This window comes from Campylobacter lari subsp. concheus (genome assembly GCF_008245025.1).
GTDB lineage: Bacteria > Campylobacterota > Campylobacteria > Campylobacterales > Campylobacteraceae > Campylobacter_D > Campylobacter_D concheus.
Window position 1 is genome coordinate 296,598 of record NZ_CP043426.1, and the last position, 22,336, is coordinate 318,933.

General features: G+C 29.6%; 20 protein-coding genes. 17 read left to right on the top strand and 3 right to left on the bottom strand.

The genetic code is table 11. From position 1 onward, the window contains the following. Nucleotides 1-14: 14 nt before the first annotated feature. From CLCT_RS01620 to CLCT_RS01645, 6 genes are read left to right on the top strand one after another with little or no spacing between them, the layout of a single operon-like run. Nucleotides 15-257, top strand: a complete 243-nt coding sequence (locus CLCT_RS01620; protein ID WP_039617566.1) for an HP0268 family nuclease — start codon at nucleotides 15-17, stop codon at nucleotides 255-257. Then, the gene (gene miaB, locus CLCT_RS01625) at nucleotides 254-1,552 is read left to right on the top strand and encodes a tRNA (N6-isopentenyl adenosine(37)-C2)-methylthiotransferase MiaB (RefSeq protein WP_149062058.1); all 1,299 of its coding nucleotides are present in this window, start codon (nucleotides 254-256) and stop codon (nucleotides 1,550-1,552) included. The genes CLCT_RS01620 and miaB overlap by 4 nt, the downstream gene beginning before the upstream one ends. After that, nucleotides 1,536-2,159 carry a lysophospholipid acyltransferase family protein gene (locus CLCT_RS01630; protein ID WP_039668042.1) on the top strand — a complete coding sequence of 208 codons (624 nt, stop codon included), beginning with the start codon at nucleotides 1,536-1,538 and terminating at the stop codon, nucleotides 2,157-2,159. The genes miaB and CLCT_RS01630 overlap by 17 nt, the downstream gene beginning before the upstream one ends. A 5-nt stretch (nucleotides 2,160-2,164) precedes the next feature. Continuing rightward, on the top strand, nucleotides 2,165-3,130 hold the full coding sequence (locus CLCT_RS01635; protein ID WP_039668043.1) for a DUF8341 domain-containing protein: 966 nt from the start codon (nucleotides 2,165-2,167) through the stop codon (nucleotides 3,128-3,130). Further along, on the top strand, nucleotides 3,127-3,681 hold the full coding sequence (locus CLCT_RS01640; RefSeq protein ID WP_039668044.1) for a hypothetical protein: 555 nt from the start codon (nucleotides 3,127-3,129) through the stop codon (nucleotides 3,679-3,681). The genes CLCT_RS01635 and CLCT_RS01640 overlap by 4 nt, the downstream gene beginning before the upstream one ends. After that, complete coding sequence (locus CLCT_RS01645; protein WP_149062059.1) at nucleotides 3,665-4,204, top strand: hypothetical protein; 540 nt, start codon at nucleotides 3,665-3,667, stop codon at nucleotides 4,202-4,204. Before CLCT_RS01640 ends, CLCT_RS01645 begins: the two co-directional genes overlap by 17 nt. Here CLCT_RS01645 and CLCT_RS01650 read toward each other — a convergent pair. After that, entirely contained in the window at nucleotides 4,191-4,988 is a 798-nt protein-coding gene (locus tag CLCT_RS01650; RefSeq protein WP_149062060.1) for a membrane lipoprotein lipid attachment site-containing protein, read from the bottom strand. The two genes, CLCT_RS01645 and CLCT_RS01650, sit on opposite strands and share 14 nt — an antisense overlap. A gap of 72 nt (nucleotides 4,989-5,060) precedes the next feature. Here CLCT_RS01650 and lgt point away from each other — a divergent pair, with 72 nt between their 5' ends. From lgt to CLCT_RS01680, 6 genes are all read left to right on the top strand, one after another. Continuing rightward, nucleotides 5,061-5,876 carry a prolipoprotein diacylglyceryl transferase gene (gene lgt, locus CLCT_RS01655; RefSeq protein ID WP_039668047.1) on the top strand — a complete coding sequence of 272 codons (816 nt, stop codon included), beginning with the start codon at nucleotides 5,061-5,063 and terminating at the stop codon, nucleotides 5,874-5,876. 77 nt (nucleotides 5,877-5,953) lie between these two features. Then, on the top strand, nucleotides 5,954-6,733 hold the full coding sequence (locus CLCT_RS01660) for a fumarate reductase cytochrome b subunit (protein ID WP_012661076.1): 780 nt from the start codon (nucleotides 5,954-5,956) through the stop codon (nucleotides 6,731-6,733). Beyond that, the gene (locus tag CLCT_RS01665; RefSeq protein WP_149062061.1) at nucleotides 6,717-8,708 is read left to right on the top strand and encodes a fumarate reductase flavoprotein subunit; all 1,992 of its coding nucleotides are present in this window, start codon (nucleotides 6,717-6,719) and stop codon (nucleotides 8,706-8,708) included. The genes CLCT_RS01660 and CLCT_RS01665 overlap by 17 nt, the downstream gene beginning before the upstream one ends. Continuing rightward, nucleotides 8,701-9,426: a fumarate reductase iron-sulfur subunit gene (locus CLCT_RS01670; protein ID WP_012661078.1), complete on the top strand. Its 726-nt coding sequence runs from the start codon at nucleotides 8,701-8,703 to the stop codon at nucleotides 9,424-9,426. The genes CLCT_RS01665 and CLCT_RS01670 overlap by 8 nt, the downstream gene beginning before the upstream one ends. Beyond that, nucleotides 9,404-11,629 carry a dynamin family protein gene (locus CLCT_RS01675; RefSeq protein ID WP_149062062.1) on the top strand — a complete coding sequence of 742 codons (2,226 nt, stop codon included), beginning with the start codon at nucleotides 9,404-9,406 and terminating at the stop codon, nucleotides 11,627-11,629. Before CLCT_RS01670 ends, CLCT_RS01675 begins: the two co-directional genes overlap by 23 nt. Further along, the gene (locus tag CLCT_RS01680) at nucleotides 11,619-13,436 is read left to right on the top strand and encodes a dynamin family protein (protein WP_149062063.1); all 1,818 of its coding nucleotides are present in this window, start codon (nucleotides 11,619-11,621) and stop codon (nucleotides 13,434-13,436) included. Before CLCT_RS01675 ends, CLCT_RS01680 begins: the two co-directional genes overlap by 11 nt. Here CLCT_RS01680 and CLCT_RS01685 read toward each other — a convergent pair. Continuing rightward, nucleotides 13,426-14,010, bottom strand: coding sequence for an NAD(P)H-dependent oxidoreductase (locus CLCT_RS01685; RefSeq protein WP_149062064.1), 585 nt, complete (start codon nucleotides 14,008-14,010; stop codon nucleotides 13,426-13,428). The genes CLCT_RS01680 and CLCT_RS01685 overlap by 11 nt on opposite strands. A gap of 409 nt (nucleotides 14,011-14,419) precedes the next feature. Here CLCT_RS01685 and rrpA point away from each other — a divergent pair, with 409 nt between their 5' ends. Both rrpA and CLCT_RS01695 read left to right on the top strand, forming a co-directional pair. Continuing rightward, on the top strand, nucleotides 14,420-14,749 hold the full coding sequence (gene rrpA / locus CLCT_RS01690) for a MarR family transcription factor RrpA (RefSeq protein WP_039617585.1): 330 nt from the start codon (nucleotides 14,420-14,422) through the stop codon (nucleotides 14,747-14,749). After that, a complete protein-coding gene (locus CLCT_RS01695; protein WP_149062065.1) occupies nucleotides 14,746-15,198 on the top strand; it encodes a lipocalin family protein in 453 nt (150 codons plus the stop codon). Before rrpA ends, CLCT_RS01695 begins: the two co-directional genes overlap by 4 nt. On the opposite strand, the gene CLCT_RS01700 is transcribed toward CLCT_RS01695, so the two are convergent. Then, nucleotides 15,195-16,277: an NAD(P)-dependent alcohol dehydrogenase gene (locus CLCT_RS01700; protein ID WP_149062066.1), complete on the bottom strand. Its 1,083-nt coding sequence runs from the start codon at nucleotides 16,275-16,277 to the stop codon at nucleotides 15,195-15,197. The genes CLCT_RS01695 and CLCT_RS01700 overlap by 4 nt on opposite strands. Nucleotides 16,278-16,430: 153 nt before the next feature. Here CLCT_RS01700 and hsdR point away from each other — a divergent pair, with 153 nt between their 5' ends. Genes hsdR through CLCT_RS01715 form a run of 3 tightly spaced genes read left to right on the top strand, consistent with a single transcriptional unit; the run spans nucleotide 16,431 to nucleotide 22,335 of the window. Further along, nucleotides 16,431-18,743 (top strand): EcoAI/FtnUII family type I restriction enzme subunit R, encoded by a 2,313-nt coding sequence (hsdR, locus tag CLCT_RS01705; protein ID WP_149062067.1) that lies wholly within the window; start codon nucleotides 16,431-16,433, stop codon nucleotides 18,741-18,743. A 3-nt stretch (nucleotides 18,744-18,746) separates the two neighbouring features. After that, nucleotides 18,747-21,155: an AAA family ATPase gene (locus tag CLCT_RS01710; protein WP_149062068.1), complete on the top strand. Its 2,409-nt coding sequence runs from the start codon at nucleotides 18,747-18,749 to the stop codon at nucleotides 21,153-21,155. Beyond that, nucleotides 21,145-22,335, top strand: coding sequence for a restriction endonuclease subunit S (locus CLCT_RS01715; protein ID WP_149062069.1), 1,191 nt, complete (start codon nucleotides 21,145-21,147; stop codon nucleotides 22,333-22,335). Before CLCT_RS01710 ends, CLCT_RS01715 begins: the two co-directional genes overlap by 11 nt. Nucleotide 22,336 lies beyond the last annotated feature (1 nt).

Below are 22,336 nucleotides of genomic sequence, written 5' to 3' on the forward strand. Positions count from 1 at the left end.
TTGAGGATGATGATATGGATTTAAAAATAGCAAGAACCTCTGTTGATGAAAAGCCAAAAAGTATAAGTTTAGAAAGTATTGAAAAGGCTGTGGATAAAGAAGGTCAAAAATTTTTCTATTTTGATAAAGATAATGCACATAAGCAATTAATTGCTTTAGTAGAGCATTTTGAAAAAAAAGGAAAATGTGTTTATCATAGAACGATCAAATATGGTTTAGATGATACAGATTTTATGTATGAGGTACACATTCTTTGAGTAAAAAACTTTTTATACAAACTTTAGGTTGTGCTATGAATGTGAGAGATTCAGAGCATATGATAGCCGAACTTAAAGAAAAAGAAAATTACGAATTAACTCAAGATGCAAAAGAAGCAGATTTGATTTTAATCAATACTTGCTCGGTGCGTGAAAAGCCTGTACATAAGCTTTTTTCAGAAGTTGGAAGTTTTGAAAAAATCAAAAAAAATGGAGCTAAGATAGGAGTTTGCGGTTGCACTGCTTCGCATTTAGGAGATGAAATTTTTAAGCGCGCTCCTAATGTGGATTTTGTTTTGGGTGCTAGAAATGTTTCTAAAATCACAAAGGCTGTAAATACTCCAAAATTTTTAGGTAATGATATAGATTTTGATGAGAGTAATTATGCTTTTGCAGATTTTAGAAATAGCCTTTATAAAACCTATATTAATATTTCTATAGGTTGTGATAAACATTGTACTTATTGTATAGTGCCTCATACAAGAGGGGATGAAATTTCTATACCTTTTGAGATTATTAAAAATGAAGCATTAAAAGCTGTTTCTAAAGGTGCTAAAGAGATTTTTTTACTAGGACAAAATGTTAATAATTATGGTAAAAGATTTTCTAATGCACATGAAAAGATTAATTTTTCAGATCTTTTGGAAAGACTAAGTGAAATTGAAGGTTTAGAGCGTATCCGTTTTACAAGCCCACATCCATTACATATGGATGATAGATTTTTAGAGGTTTTTTCTAAAAATCCTAAAGTATGTAAGTCTATGCATATGCCTTTACAGAGCGGTTCAAGTGAAATTTTAAAGGCTATGAAACGCGGTTATACTAAAGAGTGGTATTTGGATAGGGCATTGAAACTTCGTTCTATGTGTAAAGAAGTGAGTATTTCCACTGATGTGATTGTAGCTTTCCCAGGTGAGAGCGATAAAGACTTTGAAGATACTATGGATGTGCTTGAAAAAGTGCGTTTTGAGCAAATGTTTTCTTTTAAATACTCTAAAAGACCACTAACTAAAGCTGCAACTATGCCAAATCAAATTCCTGATGATATAGCTTCAAAACGCTTGAGTATTTTACAAGCTAGACATACAGAAATTTTAGATGAAATTGTTGCAAAACAAAAAGATAAAGAATTTGAAGTTTTATTTGAAGAATTAAGAAATGAAGGTTTTGTAGCAGGTAGAAGTGATAATAACTTTTTGATTCAAGTTAAAGGTAGTGAAGAGTTATTAGGACAAATGAAAAAAGTAAAAATCACCAATCCTAGGCGTATGGTGTTAAATGGCGAAATCCTTTAAGATTAATCTTTTAGCTTTTGGAATTTTTTTACTACAATGGCTGATTTTTCTAACTTGTAGAAAGGTTTATTTAGGGCAAAAGCTTCCAAAAAGATCATGTGTAATACTTTTTTGGCATGGGCGTCTTGCTCTAATGCCTTTTGCATATCGTAAAATGGGTATTAAAGGAAAAAGAGCCTATGTGATGATTTCACATCATAAAGATGGAGAAATCATTGCTAGGAATATTGCTTTTTTTGGTTTGGATACTTTAAGAGGTAGTACAAGTAAAGGTGCTTTGGCTTTATTAAAACAATCTTTTAAAATTTTAGACCAAGGCGATGATGTGATTATTACTCCAGATGGACCAAGAGGACCTTATCATAGTGTTTCAGACGGTTCTGTGATGATAGCTTTGAAAAAAAATACTCCACTTTTTTTGCTAAATTATGAAGCAAGTTCTTTTTGGGAATTTAAAAGTTGGGATAAAATGATCTTACCTAAACCTTTTTCTAAGATTACTTATAGACTAAGTGAAGAAATCAAAATACAAAATTTAAATTTAGAAGAAGCTAAAGTATTGATAAAAGAAAAATTTGATATGATAAGTCAAATAGACAAAGGATAAACACTATGTTATCTTTTTTTAGAAAGTATATTTTACAACTTTTAGTTTGTATTTGCTATGATGAAAAACAATATATCATAAGATGTCATACTTGGAAAAAATCCCAAGCTGTTGATACTTTTGAAAAAAGTTTTGAAGATAAAGAAAAAGCTATAGAATATGTGAAAAATTTGACTAAAGATTTTCAAATTTATTATATATGTACTTTTTTCACTCCTATTGCTCAAGGTGTTGTGCCAAGCTCAAATTTTAAAGATCTTTCCAATTTTGGTGTCGATGTAAGTAGTGTTAAGTGTATTTCTTTTAATAATGGTTTATTGTATGCTTCTAATCATTCTTTAAGTTCATATGAGCAAGATTATGAGGCTTTTGGTGGTTTAGATTTGCTTTATTCACCTTTTTCTTTACTTTATCATTGTATGACAAATAGAGGTTTTGAAGAAAAAATCGGCCTTTATGTATATAGATACCATGATTTTGTTGCGATGTTAATTTGCAAAAATGAGGCTATATTATTTGGAAGTTATTTTAATATAGCTAGTCAAAATTATGATGAAGATGATTTTTTTGATGATATTAAAGAAGAATTTGACTTACAAATTGATGATGAAAATCAAGAAGAAGAAAATGAACAAAATTATGATTTAAAAAGTTTAGAAGAAATGAGTCAAGAGCTTGATAAACTTGAGGAATTAGATGAAGAAAAAGAAGAGCTTCCTATTGAGTCTTTAGAAAATTTTAGCTCAGATATGAAAATGATAGAATACATCATCTCAAGCGTAAAAGAGTTTTATCAAAATCCTTTGTATGATAATAGTTTTTTAGAAGAAATTGTGATTTTTGATGAGGAAAGTTTTAGTCCGACCTCGCTTGATTATTTAGAAAATGAGCTTTTTATAAAGCCTAAAATAGAACTTATAGATACTTTAAATTTGATGAATGAACTTATGGTGAAGGACTTAAAATTATGAGATATAGTCTAATCAAACCTAAGATAAAGCCTGTTTTTAATCTTTTTACTAGAATTTGGATTTATTTTACTAGCATTAGTGTTGCTTTGATTTTTGTAGTATTTATTGTGGTAGTTTTTAAAAGCTATTATGCTTCTGTGCAACTTGATAATAAAAAAGAAGAGTTAGCTCAAATTACCGCACAAATTAATGCCAATAAGCTTAAATATCAAGAATTAGTAAGACAAAATGATAAAGCAGAGTTGATTTTGGGAGATTTAGAGCAGGAGCAAGAAAATGGTAAAAATAAAGTTTTATTAAAAAGTATTCAAAATCTTTTTACCTTAGTACCTAAAAATATATCTTTAGATGAGGTTTTAATGGAAGATAGATCTCTTATTTTAAGAGGCATTACACCTACTAAAGAGATGTTTGCATTGTTATTAGAGGCTCCATTAAGAAGTATTTTTTCCAATTCTCAAACAAGTTATTATCAATTAGAAAATGGGTGGTATCGCTTTGTAAGTGTAAATATCACTATACCAGAGGAAATGTATGAGCAAAAACGATAAGAGTTTAGAAGAAGCTGATGTATTAAAGATATTGATTTATTCTTTTTCATTTGTTGCACTTTGTGCAATTTTGATTTTATTTTTAATCGTACCTTTTTTGAAAGATTATAAAATCGAACACTCAAAATTAGCAACCCAGCAAATTCAAAACACTAAAGCAATAAATGAGTTACAAGCTTTAGAAAAAGTTATTGATGAGTTTCAAAAGGTGAATGCGCAAAATTTAGCTCAAATCAATACAGAATTTTCACAAAAAGAATTACTAGAATTTATGAAAAATTACTTTGATGATGTTAAAATTAATCTCATTCCTATTAAAAAACAGCAAGAATATTTAAAATACCAATTTGAAGCTAACGTAAAGATGAAAAATCCTCAAGCTTTTTATTCTTTTTTAAATGATTTGCAAAGATATAAAAATTTAATAGAAATTAGTACTCCTGTAGAGTTTAAATCCGAAGAAAAACACATCAATCTTAAATTTAAGATCAAAGTGTTTTATGCGCAAGCTATTCAAAAATAATTACTTCATTATTTTGATAAGGAGTAATTTTTTCTTCTTTTTTATCATCTTGTTTTACATCTTGAACTTCTGAGTTTTCTTGTGTTTTTGTTTCTTCTTTGATTTCTTTTATACTAGTTTTTAAACTAGATGTGATTTCTTTATAAAAAGCAACAAAAACTTTATCAATTTCTAAAGCACTAGCTGCAAGAGTTTCATTAACTTGAGTTGGAACAGCGCTATAAACTTGTCTAAAACTTTCTATGCTTGCTTGTCCTTTTATAGGATAATTTAAAATAATAGGATCGTTTAATTTTGCCGAGCTTGTTGCACTTTGGAAGGTATCTTCTTGGTGTAAATTATTTAAATGACTTTGAGCTTCTAAAATGATCATAAAAGAAGATTCCACACTATCGCCTCCAAGACTTGAATTTCTTGTAACCTTATCTTCATATAAACTAGCATTGATGACTATATTAAAAGCATAATCAGGATTTTCATTATCTATAATATACCCTTTACTTTGAAGCAATGCTTTGCTATCTTCTAAAAGTTGTTTTTTGAGTAATTCTAAACTTTTATTAATTCTTTGATTTAGAGTAGATTGCTCAAAATATGAACTATAAAAAGTACTTTTTATAATTTCTACATCATTGATTTTAACTTTAGGGTTGTTAGTGTTTGTGTGGTTGTATTCTTCAAAAGTACTTTTAAAATTTGGCATAGAAATATAATAAGTTTTTTGATTACCAGTACAAGCACTTAAAAATAAAATTATGCTAAAAAATAATAGTATTTTTTTCATTTTCTCTCCTTGCGATTTTTATAATTATAACAATTTTTTGCTATATTATATGTTTTATAATAAGGGCTTTTTATGGAATTTTGGCAAAATATTTATGCAAATTTTGATGTGGTAGCTTTTGAAATTTTTGGTTTAAAAGTGCATTGGTATGGTATTATGTATGTGCTAGCTTTGCTTGTTGCCTTAATGGTTGCAAAATACTATGCGATTAAAGACAATATGGGAATTTCTAAAGCTATGCTTGATAGTTATTTTATATGGGTAGAAATAGGGGTGATTTTAGGCGCAAGAATAGGTTATATTTTAATTTATGATGCACATACTTTATGGTATATTACTCATCCTTGGCAAATTTTTAATCCCTTTTATAATGGAGAATTTGTGGGGATTAGAGGTATGAGTTACCATGGAGCTGTTGTGGGATTTTTAATAGCAACTTATGCTTTTTGTAAAAAAAATAAGCAAAATTTATGGAAATATTTAGATTTGGTTGCTATTAGTGTGCCATGTGGATATATTTTTGGTCGTATTGGAAATTTTTTAAACCAAGAATTATTTGGTAGAGCTACAGAAGTACCTTGGGGTATTTATGTAGATGGGATATTGCGTCATCCATCACAGCTTTATGAAGCATTTTTAGAAGGTTTTGTAGTTTTTGTTATTTTATTACTAATAAAAAAATATAAAAAATACAATGGAGAATTGATTGCTTATTATACGATTTTGTATGCTCTAGCGCGCTTTGTATGCGAGTTTTTTAGAGAGCCTGATTTTGGCATAGGCTTTGTTGCTTTTGGTATGAGTATGGGTCAGATATTAAGCTTATTAATGTTTTTATTAGGACTATTTTTATCTTTTTATTTAAGAAATATTAAAAAAAATTTATAAATTTTTATTTATTTTAAGAATAAAAGTTCTATAATTGCTCCGATATTAAAACTTATCAACTTTTAAAAGGAGTAAATATGAGCCAACTCATTGAAGGTTTTTTAGGCAAGAGTATTGATGGCAAAAAAAGCAAAATGCCAGCAAAACTTGACTATATTCAAAGTGCAACAGGCTTAATTTTAGGCTTGTTTATGTGGGCACATATGTTGTTCGTTTCTACCATTTTGGTTAGTGATGATTTTTTTGATTCAGTAGTTCACTTTTTGGAACTAAAATTTATCATTAATAGCCCTATGATGAGCTACATCACTTCTTTCTTAGCTGCCTGTGTTTTAGTTATTTTCTTTGTGCATGCGGGTCTTGCAATGAGAAAATTCCCTATTAACTTCAGACAATATCAACTTTGTAGAACGCACTTAAAATATATGAATCATGGTGATTCTTCTTTATGGTGGGTTCAAGCTGCAACTGGTTTTGTAATGTTTTTCTTGGGTTCTGCACACTTAATTTTTATCATTACTAATGCAGATAAAATCAGTGCTGATATGTCAGGTGATAGAGTAGTGAGCCATTTTATGTGGTTATTTTACATTGCCTTACTAATCTGTGTTGAGTTGCATGGTAGTATTGGTCTTTATAGATTATGTGTAAAATGGGGTTGGTTTGAAGGTAAAGATGCAAAAGAAAGTCGTAAAAAACTTAAAAAAGCAAAATGGTTTATTAGTATTTTCTTCTTAGTTTTGGGTGTATTAAGTTTGGCTGCTTTTGCAAAAATAGGCTTTAATAATTACCAAAACAACTCTGTAGCGCAAATAGTAAAAACTTATGATGGAGCTAAATATGAACATACAATATAGTGATGCTTTAGTTATCGGTGGTGGTCTTGCAGGTTTAAGAGCTGCTATTGAAGTTGCAAAAAGTGGTCAAAGTGTAACTTTATTAAGTATTTGTCCGGTTAAAAGATCTCACTCAGCTGCTGTACAAGGTGGTATGCAAGCGAGTTTAGGAAATAGCGTTAAAGGTGAGGGAGATAATGAAGATGTACATTTTGCTGATACAGTAAAAGGATCTGACTGGGGCTGTGATCAAGAAGTTGCAAGAATGTTTGCACAAACTGCTCCAAAAGCTGTGCGTGAGCTTGCTGCTTGGGGTGTACCTTGGACTAGGGTTACAAAAGGACCTAGAACTGTAGTTATCAATGCTCAAAAAACTACTATTGAAGAAAAAGAAGAAGCACATGGTCTTATAAATGCAAGAGATTTTGGTGGTACTAAAAAATGGAGAACATGTTATATTGCTGATGCAACAGGGCATTGTATGCTTTATGGTGTAGCAAATGAAGCGATTAAACATCAAGTTAAAATCATCGATAGAATGGAAGCGGTAAGAATTATTCATGATGGTAAAAAATGCTTAGGAGCTATTGCTAGAGATTTAACCAATGGAGAATTAATCGCTTATGTTGCTAGAGGAACTATGATTGCAACAGGTGGTTATGGTAGAATTTATAAACAAACTACAAATGCTGTTATTTGTGAAGGTACAGGAGCTGCTATTGCTTTAGAAACTGGACTTTGCAGACTTTCAAATATGGAGGCAGTGCAATTTCACCCAACTCCAATCGTACCAAGTGGTATCTTATTAACTGAAGGCTGTAGAGGCGATGGCGGTATCTTAAGAGATGTTGATGGATATCGCTTTATGCCTGATTATGAGCCTGAGAAAAAAGAACTTGCAAGTAGGGATGTTGTAAGTCGTAGAATGATGGAGCATATTAGAAAAGGAAAAGGTGTAAAAAGCCCTTATGGAGATCATTTATGGCTTGATATTTCTATCCTTGGTCGTGCTCATGTTGAAAAAAATCTTCGTGATGTTCAAGATATTTGTAAAACATTTAATGGTATTGATCCTGCTGATGAGGGTCCAAAAGGTTGGGCACCAGTTTTACCTATGCAACATTACTCAATGGGTGGTATTAGAACTAAACCAACCGGTGAAAGCCAATGGCTAAATGGTCTTTTTGCATGTGGTGAAGCGGCTTGTTGGGATATGCACGGATTTAACCGCTTGGGTGGAAATTCATGTTCAGAAACTGTTGTTGCAGGTATGATCGTAGGAGATTATTTTGCACAATATTGTAAAGAAAATGGTAATGATATTGATACAAATATCGTTAAATCTTTCCTTTCTAAAGAGTATGATTACTTAAAATCTCTTGTTAGCAAAGAGGGAAAACATGATGTATTTGAAATCAAAAACAGAATGAAAGATATTATGTGGGAAAAAGTAGCTATCTTTAGAACAGGTCAGGGCCTTGAAGAAGCGGTTAAAGAGCTTGAAGAATTGTATCATAAATCACTTGATCTAAAAGTACATGATAAAGAATTAAAATGTGCAAATCCAGAGCTTGAAGAAGCTTATAGAGTTCCAAGAATGCTAAAAATTGCTTTATGTGTTGCTTATGGTGCATTTTTAAGAACAGAAAGCCGTGGGGCTCATTATAGAGAAGATTATCCAAAAAGAGATGACTTAAATTGGATGAAAAGAACAAATACTTACTGGGTAGAAGGTGAAAGTATGCCTAGAGTTGAGTATGAAGATCTTGACATTATGAAAATGGAAATTCCACCTGCATTTAGAGGTTATGGTGCTAAAGGAAATATCATTGAAAATCCATTGAGTGAAAAACGCCAAGCTGAAGTAGATGCGATCCGTGAAAAAATGGAAGCAGAGGGCAAAGGAAGATATGAAATTCAACATGCTCTAATGCCTTATGAATTGCAAGCTAAATTTAAAGCACCAAATCAAAGAATAGGAGTTGATTATGAGTAGAAAATTAACAATAAGAGCATTTAAATATAATCCATTAAGTAAAATTTCTAAGCCTCATTTTGTTACTTATGAGCTTGAAGAAACTCCATTTATGACGATTTTTGTGTGCTTAACTCAAATCAGAGAAAAAATGGATGCGGATTTGAGTTTTGACTTTGTATGTAGAGCAGGGATTTGTGGAAGCTGTGCTATGATGATCAATGGTAAACCAAAACTAGCTTGTAAAACATTGACAAAAGACTATCCAGATGGCGTTATAGAGCTTATGCCTTTACCTGCATTTAGACATATTAAAGATTTGAGTGTTAATACAGGTGAGTGGTTTGATGGTATGTGTAAGCGCGTTGAAAGCTGGGTGCATAATGAAAAAGAAACAGATATTTCTAAACTTGAAGAACGTATTGAGCCAGAAGTTGCTGATGAGACTTTTGAACTTGATCGTTGTATAGAGTGTGGAATTTGTGTTGCTTCTTGTGCGACTAAGTTAATGAGACCTGATTTTATAGCAGCTACTGGACTTTTAAGAACAGCTAGATATTTACAAGATCCACATGATCATAGAACTATAGAAGATTTTTATGAATTAGTGGGTGATGATGATGGTGTATTTGGATGTATGTCTTTACTTGCATGTGAAGATAATTGTCCAAAAGAACTACCTTTACAAAGTAAAATCGCTTATATGAGAAGACAGCTTGTCGCTCAAAGAAACAAATAATCCTAGCCCCCAAGAAAAGGGGGCGCTTAAAACCTTACTAAAACAAATTTGGCAAAATCATAGTGTTTATCTTGACACAAATACACTTTTTGATGAAAGTTTAATTGACACTCAAAAAGCAGCAATTATTTTAAGTGCTAATATTCATAATTATGAAAGATTTAGTGCTTTAAATGAATTTAAAAGTTTGATGAAAAGTTTAAATTTACGCTTAGACCTTTATGGTATTCAGTATGCGCAGGTTTGTTTTATTAACGCTTTAAATTTGGGAATTCTAGACAAAAACGAGCTTTTAAAATCCTTGGAAAAACTTCAAAAAATCACTGGTAATACTTTAATGTATGCTTTTGTATCTAGGCAAAAAGTTATTCAAAAAGATTACAAGCAAGAAGTTAAAAACTCACATCAAACACTAGATCTTATTAACAAAAAATTACAAGAGCTTTGCGAGGATGAAAAAGCACAAAAACTCTTACAAGAAGCTTTAGTTAAATTTAGTAATATTGATTTTTCTATTGCGGTAACGGGTGTAGTAAATGCAGGTAAATCAAGTATGTTAAATGCACTTTTAAAAAAAGATTTTTTAGGTGTATCTAATGTGCCTGAAACTGCAAATTTGAGTGTTTTAAAATACGGTAAAGAGCAAAAAGCTAAGATATATTTTTGGAATGAAGAAGAATGGCAAGATATTTTAAAAAGCTCTAAAGATAATCAAGATATGCAAGAACTTATAAAGCAATTAGAGCAAAATTTTAACCTAAATAAATATATCGAAAAAGAAAATAAAAATATAGAAATAAAAATTGATGAATTAAAAAATTACACTAGTGCAAAAAATAAAATTTCAGCACTTATTAAAAAAATAGAGCTTTTTTCATCGCTTGATTTTTTAAAAGATAATGTTTGTATAGTTGATACTCCAGGACTTGATGATGTGATTATCCAAAGAGAGCTTTTAACAAAAGCTTATATAAGCAAGGCTGACTTTTTAATTCATCTTATGAATGCTTCTCAAAGTCTTAGTCAAAAAGATTGTGATTTTATTATACAATGTTTGCTAACTTCAAGAGTAAGTAAGCTTTTGATTGTGCTTACTAAAGCTGATTTACTTAGTCAAAAAGACTTGCAAGAAGTAATTAACTATACTAAAAATAAGCTCAAAGAAAATTTAGTACAAAAGCAGTTGAGCCAAGAATTATTAGATAGTGTAGATTTTGTGAGTATTTCTTCAAAACTAGCTAATGATTTTTACCAAAAAAGAGGTGGAAATTTAGAACAAAGCAATATTTTAATACTAGAAGAACTTATAGCTAAAAGCTTATATGATAAAAACAAAATCGCTCTAAGTGCTTATAAAAAAGAATTGTTATTGCATTTAGAAAAAATAGAAGAAAAAATTAAATTTTCTAATAAAATACTAAATTACGAAAGCTTTGAGCTTGATAAGCAAAATCAAGCTATTATCAATGATTTTAAAGCAAAAAAAGAAAAATTAATACAAGTAAAAGCAGAGTTAAGTGCTATTTTTAACACAAAAGATGAAAATACTCAAGAAATTTTAACGCTTTTGCATTTACTAGCTAAGAAATTAAAAGAAAAACTCATAGATGAGTTAAAATATAATCAAAATAATAAAACCAAAAATAACACTCAAAGATTAAATATCATTATCGATACGACTTTAAAAGATGGAATTTTTGATCTTTTAAGAGAGTTAAAACAACAAAGTGAGTATAAGATCAATGAGCTTAAAAATACACTAAGTGTGAAATATGATTTTTTAAAAGCTATTTTAGAGCAAAATTGTGATGATTTTAAAAGTAAGGTTGAAATAAAAATAGAAAGTATTTTTACTAATGATCTTTTTATGACATTAAAAGCTGAGCTTTTAAAAAATTTAGAATCCACGCAAGATATTTATAAACTAGAAAGTTCTTTAGAAAATCAAATTTTAAAAAAATTACAAACATTTAATATAGAAAAAATCGCTTTAGAATTAAAAAATAACCAAGAATTTTTTGCTAATTTAGAGCTTAGCTTGAATTTATACGAAAAAGAGCAAGAAGAGCAAATCAAAGACTTAAAAGACTTGATTTCACAAATAGAACAAAATGAACAAAATTCCAAAGAGTTTTTAGAAAAAAACAATACAAAATTACAAGGTTTAAAGACTTTAAAAACGGAGCTTTTAAGTGCAAAATAATTTGATTAATGATTTTTTAAAAGCTTATGAAAATGCTTATTGTAAAAATTTTGATGATAGTTTTGAAGGAAAGATTTTAGCAATTAAAAATGCATTTTTAGAGCCAAGTCTGCATTTAAATGATGTATTTTTAAAAGATCTTGAAATGATCATAGCTAGTTATAAAAGAGCCATTAATGTGGCCATTATAGGGCAATTTTCCAGCGGTAAATCCACGCTTTTAAATTTGATTTTACAAAAAGAATGCCTGCCAACAGGCGTGGTACCAGTAACTTTTAAGCCTACTTTTTTACGCTATGCTAAGGAGTATTTTTTAAGAGTTGAATATGAAGATGGTAGTGATGAGATTGTTGATATAGATGAGCTTTCTAAATTTAGCGATCAAAGAAATGAGCTAAAAGAAACTAAAAGTTTGCACCTTTTTGCACCTATTGAGCTTTTAAAAAATATCACGCTTATAGATACTCCAGGTCTAAATGCAAATACCATCGATACGCTAACTACTTTTAAAGAGCTTTCTTTTATGCATAGTGCTATTTGGCTTAGTTTGATTGATAATGCAGGCAAAAAAAGCGAAGAAGATGCTATAAAAGCAAATGCTAAGCTTTTAAAGCGTGGCGGGATTTGTGTACTTAATCAAAAAGACAAGTTAAGTCAAGATGAGTTAGAAAATGTTTTAAATTATGCTCATTTGGTTTTTGATAAGTATTTTGAAAAAATCATTGCAATTTCATGCAAAGAAGCAAATTTTGATTTACAAAAGTCAAATTTACCTTTGCTTTATAAGTATTTAAATGAACTTGATTATGAGTATATTAAAAAAGATTTTATTAAAGAAAAACTTAGCGATTTATGTGAACTTTTGTCAAATCAATATGATTTATTTCAAAATGCGCTAGAGCAATTAGAACTTAAATTTAATACTATTTTGCAAACTTTCAAAGTAAGCAAGCTAGAGCAAAAAATCAAAATTTTAAATCATGATTGTTTAGATAAATTAAAACTTGTTGGAGAAAAAATTGCTCAAGAAATTTTAAAATTTATCAAAGAAAAAGATAGTAGTTATTATAAAGAAGCTAAGGGTTTGTTTAAGAAAAATCTTTATGAAAAAGTCGCTTATAAGGCGCCATATCTTTCAAGTGATGATGCGTTTTTGGCTATGTTTTATAATTCTGAAGCAATGAATAAGGAATTTAAAAGATTAAAAAATGAAATCGCTTTAGAATTTAGTCAAATCAAAGATGATTTTTCCTTATTTTTTACTCATTTAGAAGAGCAAATTTTGCTTTTTAAAGCTCAATTTTCAAATTTACAAAAAGAAAATGCCTTAGAAAGTGAAAAAGAATTTGCTAGCTTTAGAAGTTTTGCTAGTGCTAGCGAGGAACTTTTTTTGAAAGATTTTAAGCAATTATTATTTAAAAGCCAACTTGAACTTGATTTATTTTTAGAAAAGCTTAATCTAAAAGCTTTAGCAAATTATGAAAGTGCTACTAAACTTACTTTGGGATTTTTTAGTACCAAAATGAATGCGAGTAAAGAATTTTATGAGCTTGATAGTACCGAGTTTAGCTTGTATCATCCAAAAGCAAGTGAAGTACATCAAAGAGTATTAACTGAGCTTAATGTATATGAATTTGAAGATTTGCTTTTAAATAAGCCTGTAGTTTTAAAAATTTATAAAAATTATATGCAAAGTTTTGTTGATTTTATCGAAGCTAAAAGACAGATTATTTTGAATTTAAAAAGTGAATTTGAAGCCAAAAAATCAATGATTTCTAGCATCAAATCCCAAATTTCTAAGCTTTAAAAATCTTTTCTAAGTGCGCTTTGTAGTTTGTGAAATATTCTTGTACTTGAGGATTTTTGATTACATCATTTGCTATGAAAGTAGGCAAAGCACTCATTCCTAAAAACTCATGTGCTTTGTGAAAGTGTAAATACACTCCATCAACCCCAGCTCCATTAAAGAATTCATTTTCATCATCAAATGCTTGCATTGGAGCATTCCAAGTTAGTGAAAGCATGTATTTTTTATTTTTTAAAAGCCCACCTGTGCCGTAATTCTTAGTAGGTTCATTATGACTTCTACCATCGTTTTTATAAAATACTCCATGTCCTGCTGTGAAAACATCGTCAATGTATTTTTTCACTATCCAAGGCTCTCCCATCCACCAACCAGGCATTTGCCAAATCAAAACATCAGCATTTAGAATTTTTTCTACCTCATCGTTTGTATCATAGCCTTGATCTATATGTGTTTGTTTGGTTTGTAAACCAAGTTCTTGTAAAGTTTTAAGTGCAAGCTCATGTAAGCTTGTATTTAGTCTTCCTCTGGAGTGTCCAAAGGCTTTTGCACCATTTAATAATAATGCTTTTTGCATATTTTATCCTCTTGCGTTTTTTGAAATTATAATTTAACTATAATTTTATTTCAATACTGAAATTTATGTAAGATACTATACTATAGAAAAGTTTAATATACTGCTATGTTTTTTGAGTTATTAAGATGTAGTATATAGAAATTTTATTTTTTGATTTTAAAACAAAAATATCTTATAAAATAAATCAATGTGAAGCTTTTTGCTTCACGTACTATTTTTTGCTACTATCTTTTTCTTTTTTCTTTTTCCACAAGTGAAGTGCAGCTCCACATGCACCACCAACAATAGCAGCAATGATAAGATTTGTGATAAAATCCATCGAAAACCTTTTTAATGTATTTTCATTTTGATAAAAAATGATTTTGGATTATAATATAAAAAAGCATAATACTATATAAAAGGAAAGTATATGGAAGAAAAGTGTGATTTTACAGAATGTGGATTTAATTATACCTTGTCTTTGATTTCTGGAAAGTATAAGATGAGTGTTTTGTATTGTTTATTTCGCTATGAAGTTGTAAGATATAATGAGCTTAAAAGATATCTTGGCAATATTTCTTTTAAGACCTTAACGCATACTTTAAGAGAGCTTGAAAATGATGATTTAATCACGCGTAAAGAATACCCGCAAATCCCTCCAAAAGTAGAATACCGCCTTGCTAAAAAAGGACAAAGCTTGATCCCTATTTTGCAAGCGATGTGTGATTGGGGCGAGGTAAATCAAAAGGAAGAAAAATGATAGAATTATTAGATGGTATAAATTTAGAAAAATACATGGGTACATGGTTAGAAATGGCTAGAAAACCTGCATTTTTTCAAAAAACTTGCAAAAGTGCTAAAGCAGAATATGAGCTAGAGTATGAAGGCTCTACGCCTATAATCAAAGTCAAAAATATATGCACAAAAGAAAATGGAGAAATCTCTCAAGCAAATGGCAAAGCTAGGGTAAAATCTCCAAGAGCTTTGGCGGTTAAATTTAGTATTTTTATGAATATTTTTAACAAGCCAAATTATGAGATTATTTACATTGATACAAATTATCAAGTTTCTATTGTAGGTAGTCCTGATAAAAAATATTTATGGATTTTATCAAGACAAATTTTAACAAAAGAGCAAATAAATTCTTTGCTTGAAATAGCCAAGCAAAGAGGTTTTGATATAAGTGATGTGATTTTTGATGAGTATTAATCCTCCGCGCTCATATCGATTACATAGCGGAATTTGGCTTTTCCTGAAGTGAGATTTTCATAAGCTTTATCAATCTCACTTGGTTTGATGAGTTCAATTTCAGGATAAATTCCATGTTCTAAAGAAAAATCAAGCATTTCTTGAGTTTCTTTAATGCCCCCAATCAACGAGCCATATACTTTTTTACCTGCTTTAAATACAAAATGAATGATGTTAATGCTAGGACTTACTTCATGTGGAGGTAATCCTACTATAGCCATTTCACCACCAAATTTTAATAAATCCATATAAGCTAGCGGATCATAAGGGGTTGGTATGGTAGAGATGATGAGGTCAAATCTCTCTTTTACTACGCTTTTGTCCGTACTAGTATAAAAATTACTTACACCCATAGCTAGAGCTTCTGCTTTTTTGTTCTCATTTCTTGCAAAAATACTTACTTTTGCACCCATTTTTACAGCATATTTTACTGCCATCATACCAAGCCCACCAAAACCTGCTACGGCTACGCTTGAGCCTTCTTTGATATTTGAAAATTTAAGTGGTGAATAGGTAGTAATACCCGCACAAAGTAAAGGCGCTACTTTGTCAAGTGGAGCATTTTTTGGTACATTGATAGCAAATTTTTCACTTACTACGATGTTGTTTGAGTAACCTCCGTAGGTGTTTTCATTATCATGAAACACATCTTTGCAATTATAAGTGTAGATAGTTTTTCCATTTTCGCAAAATTGCTCTTGAGATTTTTTGCATGCTTCGCATTCTCCGCATGAGTTTACCATGCACCCAACCCCAGCAAAATCACCTACTTTAAATTTACTCACATTTTCACCCACAGCGATAACTTCCCCTGCTATCTCATGGCCAGGTACGCAAGGGTAGGTTGCCTCGCCCCATTCGCTTCTTGCGGTATGTATGTCACTATGACAAATTCCTGCGTATTTGATAGCGATTAGAATGTCGTTTTTGCCTACTTTATGGCGTGTAAATTCAAAAGGTGTGAATTTAGAATCCTTGCTAAGCATAGCATAACCTTTACTTTTAACACGACCATTTTCTAAAAAGATTTTTGAGTCCATTTTCTCTCCTTTGTGGTTTTTGAAATTATATTAAAGCTAGGTTTTTATTGCAATAGGGAAAATAAAGTAAGATACTATACTCAAGGTGCGTTTGTAGGTTTTTATTTGATTTTTATGGTATAATTATTTAAATTTTTTACCAATAAGGAAGCTATGGAACTTAAGCATTTTTCAGAAGATGATACTAGAGTTAAACTCATAGATGTAAAACTCCACGCTAGCTCTTGGAGTGAAGAAAATATCATAAGAAATTATTATTTTACTGATGGGCGTAAGCTTATAGGAAACAAAAGAGGCGAAAGAAAATTTGCAGATTATTTGCTGAAATTTCAAAACAACAATCTTGCTATCATAGAAGCTAAAAAATTTAGCAAAGATCCTTTAGATGGCCTGTCTCAAGGCATAGAATATGCTAAAATTTTAAATGTAGCATTTGTATATAGCACTAATGGCGATAAAATTTATGAATACAACCTAAAAACTTCAAGCGGTGAGTATATAGAAAAATTTCCAACCCCAAATGAGCTTTTTGCTAGGATTTATGGAAATTTAAAAGAATGGCAATACAAGCTTTTATCACAGCGAGAATTATACATACCCCAAAAAGAATTAAGATATTATCAAAAGATCGCAGTTGATAAAGTCATAGAAGCTTTGATCAACGGTAAAAATAGAATTTTACTCACTCTTGCTACAGGCACAGGTAAAACTACCATAGCTTTTGCTTTGTGTTATCGTTTGCTTGAAGCTAGGTGGAATAAAACAAATCAAGACAAAAAACCTAAGATATTATTTTTATGTGATAGAGTGAGTTTGAGAGATCAAGCTTTAGGAGAGTTTAATCCTATAGAGGGCGATTGCGTGGCAGTGAGTGCGCAAGAGCTGAGAAAAAATAATGGCAGAGTGTCTACAAGTGCAAATGTGTTTTTTGGAATTTATCAAAGTCTAGCTTCAAATTCAAAAGAACAAGAAAACGCTAATGAAGAGCAAGAAAGCAAATTCTACTTACAATACCCCAAAGACTTTTTTGATCTTATCATCATCGATGAATGTCACAGAGGTGGAGCGAATGAAGAGGGTAGCTGGGCAGGGGTGCTAGAGTATTTTTCATCGGCTACGCATTTAGGACTTACTGCTACGCCTAAAAAAAGCGATAATGTAGATACTTATAGGTATTTTGGTGAGAGTATATATGAGTATAGTCTTAAAGATGGTATAGAAGATGGCTTTTTAACTCCTTATAAAGTTAAGCGTGTTACGACTACGCTTAGTGAAGGCTATGTGTATAATCCTGATGATATCATAGAAGGTGAGTTAGAAAAAGGCTTTTATAAGATCAATGAATTTGAAAGAAATATTCACTTACCTCAATACAACGATTTTCTAGCTAAAGAAATTTTAAAGCTCATCAACCCTATGGACAAAACCATCATCTTTTGTGCTAACCAAGCCCATGCAAGTGAAGTAAAAAGAGCTATTGATAAATTTAAAAGTGTAAAAAGAGATGACTACTGCGTGAGGGTTACAAGTGATGAGGGTAAAATAGGGCTTGAGTACTTAAAGCAGTTTCAAGATAATGACAAAAGCTACCCTGTGATACTCACTAGTTCTAAAATGCTAACCACAGGAGTAGATGCTAGAAATGTCCGTAACATAGTGCTTTTGGCAAATATAGGTTCTATCATAGAATTTAAGCAAATCATCGGAAGAGGCACTAGAGTGTATGAGGGAAAAGACTTTTTTGCTATACTAGATTTTACCGGAGTAACAAGACTTTTTTATGATCCTAAATGGGATGGTGAGCAGATCAAAGATGAAGAAAAAACCGAAGTAAAAACTATACAAAACAAAAGAGAACAAAGTAGCCCTAAAGAAGTAACCAAGCAAAAAGAAGTCACTGTGTATTTAAAAGGCACAAAGCTAAAAGTACTTGATATAACGACAAGCTATATAGGAGATAGCGACAAGCCACTTAGCACAAAAGAATTTTTGGAATTTTTAGTAGGAAAACTAGCAGAATTTTACAACGATGAGACAAGGTTACGCGAGATTTGGAGTAACCAAGCAAGTAGAAAAGAATTTTTACAAAAACTTGAAAAAGACCGCATAAGTGAGCAGGTTTTGGAAGAATTGACAGTGATTTTTGAGCAAAAAGACTGCGATGTGTATGATGTGCTAGCACACTTAAGCTTTAATAGCGAGATAAAAACACGCCATGAACGCGTGCTAAATGTAAAAAATAGCGCATTTTTAAAACGCTTCCAAAAAGAAAAAGCCTTAAAGCTTGTGGAATTTTTACTAGATAGGTATCAAGAGTATGGCATAAAAGACTTTGATAGTGGGTTAAAAACACTTATAGATCTTAGCTCTTTAGGTAGCGTAAAAGAGCTAGTGGGTGAATTTGAAGGTATGGAGAATTTAAAACAATGCATTGATGATTTACAAAGGGAGATTTATGCGGGGTGAAAAATGAAAATTTTAAAATTTAATGAAATAAATTTTGGTTCTTATGAAAATTTCAAATGGGATGTTAATCTTGAAGAATTTAAAATAATTAATATTTTTTATGGTAGAAATTATTCAGGTAAAACTACACTTTCAAGGATAGCTAGAAGTTTTGAGCTTAAAAAAAAGAATGAAGATTTTTTAGAAGGAAAATTTACAATAGAGTTAGAAAATGGTAGCTCCCTCAACCAAGATGATGTAATAAATTCTAATTTAGACATTAGGGTTTATAATAGCGATTTTGCAAAGGAAAACTTAAATTATTTATATGATAAAAAAGGTAATATAAAAGGTTTTAAAAGTATAGGGGTGGAGCAAAAAAATATAAAAGAAGAGATTGAAAAAAGAGAAGAAATTTTAGCAAAAAGATGTGAGAAGTTAAAAAACATACAAATAAATCAAGATGATATTTCTAAAAAACAACAAGATAAAATGAAAACTTTAAATGAAAACCTTACAAATAAAGCTAAAGTTATAAAAAGTAGTTCAAATTTGACAAAACAAGGTAATGACTATAATAAGAGAAATTTAGAAAAAGATTTAGTTGTAATTAAAAATGATGTAAATATCTATATTCTTAACGATGAAACACAAAATAAACTTGTAAAAATCTTAGAAGACAAAGAAAAGCAAAATATAAATTTTACAATTAATTTTAATAAAAATAATTTTCAAAATATTTTAAAACATTCATCAGAAATTCTTGAAAAAGAAATTATCATTAAAGAAAATTTAACAAGCGAATTAAGACAATGGCTGGAAGAAGGTTTAAAATTTCATACAGAGCATTCATCTGCACAGCAATGTAAATTTTGCAATAATCCTTTAACATTAGAAAGAATAGCTTGGATTGAAAACAACACAAAAGATGATAGTGGAGAAAAAGAACAGATTGAAAAAGAATTAAAATATTTATTAGATAATTTTGAAAATTATAAACTAGAATTAAAAAAAATATTGCAAGATATTGAATATGAAAATTTTTATTCTAATTATAAAGATAGTTTTATTGTCTTAAAAGAACAACTAGGGGTAATTATTGCGAATTATAACAAAGAGCTATTAAAAATAGAAGAAAAATTAAAAGAAAAACAAAAAGATGTTTTTACTCCCATAAAGTTAGAGAATATTAATGATTTTTCAGATGAGATATTTTTAATATTAAATAAAATTGAAAATTTATGCAAAGAAAATGATGAATACACAGAAAAATTATTAACAAATCAAAATGAAGCAAGAGAAAGATTAAGATTGAATGAAGTAGCAAAGTTTGCTAAAGATAGCGATTATTTTGCTATACAAGATGAAATTGAAACCTTACAACAAAATATAAATACTTTGGAGGAAAGTATTAAAATACAAGACAACAAAATAAACCTTTTAAATAAAAGAATAGAAAATTATAAGGCAAAGCTTAGTAATATAGAAACTTCTACAAGCAATATAAATAAATATTTAAAATCATATTTTGGACACAATTTATTAGAATTAAAAGCAAAAAAAGACGATAAAGGACAATTAAATGGAGAGTTTGAAATTTTAAGAAATGGCAAACAAGCTAAGAATTTAAGTGAGGGTGAGTGTAGCTTGGTAGCTTTTTGTTATTTTGTGGCAAGTTTAAAAGATATAAATACAAAAGATAAAAATTCTATCATATGGATAGATGACCCTATCTCCAGTCTTGATAACAATCATATATTTTTTATTTTTTCTTTGATAGAAAATGAAATAATAAAAAAAGATTCTTTTGAGCAATTTTTTATATCTACTCACAATTTAGATTTTTTAAAATATATAAAAAGATTAAAGAAAAGCAAACCCAAACAAAATAAAAACGATAAAACAGAGTACGAGTTTCCACAATACTATTTTATTGAAAGGGGTGTTAAAGAAAGTATAGAAACAAGCGAAATTAAAAATCTATCAAGATATTTGAAAAAATATACAACAGAATTTAATTATCTTTTTGAACAAATTTATAAGTTTAAAACCATCGATACTATAGGCGATGAAGATTTAAAAACTTCTCTTGTCTATAATTTTGGAAATAATTTAAGAAAATTTCTTGAGATTTACTTGTTTTTTAAATATCCAAATAATTTTGAGAGTTTAGATCAAGAACTAATCGAAAGATTTTTTAATGATACATATCAAAGTGATAAAATTGATGAAAATCATCAAAAAATGGTAGCAGGTATTATAAATAGATATCAAAATGAGTATTCACATTTAAGAGAGATACTTAGCAGAGGAATGCAACCTATTGATATAGAGGAAAGCAAAAAAATAGCTGATTTTGTTTTAACAATGATGAAGAAAAATGATAAAAATCAATTTAAAGCACTTGTAAGAAGTATAAGTAATGACAGATAAAATAAGTTATTTAATAACAAATTTACCGCAGGGTTGGAAAGTTAAAACCATAGAAGAAGTTTGTAAAAATTCAAGCTCTAATTTAGCATTAAAAGATATTAAAGATAAAAATGGACAATATCCTGTTTTTGGTGCTAGCGGTATTGTTGGTTATGTGGATTTTTATCATAAAGATAAAGAATGTTTAGGTATAGTAAAAGATGGAGCCGGAGTAGGAAGAGTTTTTGTATTGCCAAAAAATACTTCAGTTATAGGAACTTTAAATTATTTAGAAACTTTTGAAAATACTAATCTTAAATATTTGTTTCATTTTCTTTGTAGTGTTGATTTTTCAAAATATGTTTTAGGTTCAGCTATACCACATATTTATTTTAGAGATTATAAAAAAGAGCAAATTCCACTACCACCCCTTAAAGAGCAAGAAAGGATAGTGGAAATTTTAGATGAGAGTTTTGCAAAGATAGATGAGAGTATAAAAATCTTAGAGCAGGATTTGCTAAATTTAGATGAGTTAATGCAAAGTGCCATGCAAAAAGCTTTTAACCCTTTAAAAGATAATATTAAGGAAAACTACAAACTCCCACAAGGTTGGGAATGGAAAAGCTTAGGGGAAATATGTTTTATTACAGATGGAACACACAAAACACCTAATTATATAAAAACAGGGATTCCTTTTTTATCTGTTAAAAATATTTCTAAAGGTTTTTTTGATTTAAGCGATATCAAATACATTTCATTAGAAGAGCATAACAAACTTATAAAAAGAGCTAAGCCTGAATTTGGAGATATTTTAATTTGTCGCATCGGAACCTTGGGAAAGGCTATAAAAATTTCTTTAGATTTTGAATTTAGTATTTTCGTTAGTTTGGGACTTTTAAAACCAAAAATTAAAATTATAAGTGATTATTTGGTTTATTTTTTGAATTCTTATTTTATTGAAGGGTGGATTGATAATAATAAAGTTGGTGGTGGAACGCATACTGCAAAATTAAATTTAAATATTTTAGAAAAATGCCCTATCGCACTTCCCTCACTCAAAGAGCAAGAGCAAATCGTTTCTTATTTAGATGAGTTTTCTTCTAATGTAAAAAATTTAAAGCAAAACTATCAAATGCAGATAAAAAACCTACAAGAGCTTAAAAAGTCCTTGCTAGATAAAGCTTTTCAAGGAAGATTATAAA

Excerpts from the sequence above, each read along its gene's own strand:
- CLCT_RS01620 (WP_039617566.1), top strand. The coding sequence starts at position 15 with ATGGATTTAAAAATAGCAAGAACCTCTGTTGATGAAAAGCCAAAAAGT.
- CLCT_RS01630 (WP_039668042.1), top strand. The coding sequence starts at position 1,536 with ATGGCGAAATCCTTTAAGATTAATCTTTTAGCTTTTGGAATTTTTTTA.
- CLCT_RS01635 (WP_039668043.1), top strand. The coding sequence starts at position 2,165 with ATGTTATCTTTTTTTAGAAAGTATATTTTACAACTTTTAGTTTGTATT.
- CLCT_RS01640 (WP_039668044.1), top strand. The coding sequence starts at position 3,127 with ATGAGATATAGTCTAATCAAACCTAAGATAAAGCCTGTTTTTAATCTT.
- CLCT_RS01645 (WP_149062059.1), top strand. The coding sequence starts at position 3,665 with ATGAGCAAAAACGATAAGAGTTTAGAAGAAGCTGATGTATTAAAGATA.
- CLCT_RS01650 (WP_149062060.1), bottom strand. The coding sequence starts at position 4,988 with ATGAAAAAAATACTATTATTTTTTAGCATAATTTTATTTTTAAGTGCT.
- lgt (WP_039668047.1), top strand. The coding sequence starts at position 5,061 with ATGGAATTTTGGCAAAATATTTATGCAAATTTTGATGTGGTAGCTTTT.
- CLCT_RS01660 (WP_012661076.1), top strand. The coding sequence starts at position 5,954 with ATGAGCCAACTCATTGAAGGTTTTTTAGGCAAGAGTATTGATGGCAAA.
- CLCT_RS01665 (WP_149062061.1), top strand. The coding sequence starts at position 6,717 with ATGAACATACAATATAGTGATGCTTTAGTTATCGGTGGTGGTCTTGCA.
- CLCT_RS01670 (WP_012661078.1), top strand. The coding sequence starts at position 8,701 with ATGAGTAGAAAATTAACAATAAGAGCATTTAAATATAATCCATTAAGT.
- CLCT_RS01685 (WP_149062064.1), bottom strand. The coding sequence starts at position 14,010 with ATGCAAAAAGCATTATTATTAAATGGTGCAAAAGCCTTTGGACACTCC.
- rrpA (WP_039617585.1), top strand. The coding sequence starts at position 14,420 with ATGGAAGAAAAGTGTGATTTTACAGAATGTGGATTTAATTATACCTTG.
- CLCT_RS01695 (WP_149062065.1), top strand. The coding sequence starts at position 14,746 with ATGATAGAATTATTAGATGGTATAAATTTAGAAAAATACATGGGTACA.
- CLCT_RS01700 (WP_149062066.1), bottom strand. The coding sequence starts at position 16,277 with ATGGACTCAAAAATCTTTTTAGAAAATGGTCGTGTTAAAAGTAAAGGT.
- hsdR (WP_149062067.1), top strand. The coding sequence starts at position 16,431 with ATGGAACTTAAGCATTTTTCAGAAGATGATACTAGAGTTAAACTCATA.
- CLCT_RS01710 (WP_149062068.1), top strand. The coding sequence starts at position 18,747 with ATGAAAATTTTAAAATTTAATGAAATAAATTTTGGTTCTTATGAAAAT.
- CLCT_RS01715 (WP_149062069.1), top strand. The coding sequence starts at position 21,145 with ATGACAGATAAAATAAGTTATTTAATAACAAATTTACCGCAGGGTTGG.